Source organism: Streptomyces sp. CO7 (assembly GCF_053474865.1).
Map to the genome: position 1 here is coordinate 1 of NZ_JBRIOU010000122.1, position 432 is coordinate 432.

The window sequence follows — 432 nt, forward strand, 5'->3', positions numbered from 1 at the left end:
GGCAACCGCGGCATCAAGCCGGTGACCGTCGTCAGCGACCCCGAGGACACCGGGTCCACGGGGACGCTGTCCCTGCCCCTGGTGGAGGGCAGGGTCGGTCAGAGCGCCGCGTACCCCGGGCGGACGACCTCGTCGATCAGCCGCTGCCGCTCCGGCAGCGGCAGGAAGGCGGCCTCCAGGGCGGCGACCGTGAACTCCTCGAAGACCTCCGGGCCGTACCCGAACGCGTCCACCATGTGCTGGAACTCCTCGCTCATGGTGGTGCCGGAGACCAGCCGGTTGTCGGTGTTCAGCGTGATGCGGAAGCCGAGGCGGCGCAGCTCGTCGATCGGGTGCGAGGCGTAGTCCTTCGCGGCGCCCGTCTGGAGGTTGGAGGTCGGGCAGACCTCCAGGGCGATGCGGTTGTCCCGGACGTACGAGGCGAGCCGGCCC

1 pseudogene is annotated in these 432 nt (G+C 71.3%); it reads right to left on the reverse strand.

Annotation, left to right across the window (positions count from 1 at the left end):
- Positions 1-98: 98 nt before the first annotated feature.
- A pseudogene (locus tag ACOV8S_RS31400) lies at positions 99-432 on the reverse strand (adenosine deaminase); the annotation flags it as partial.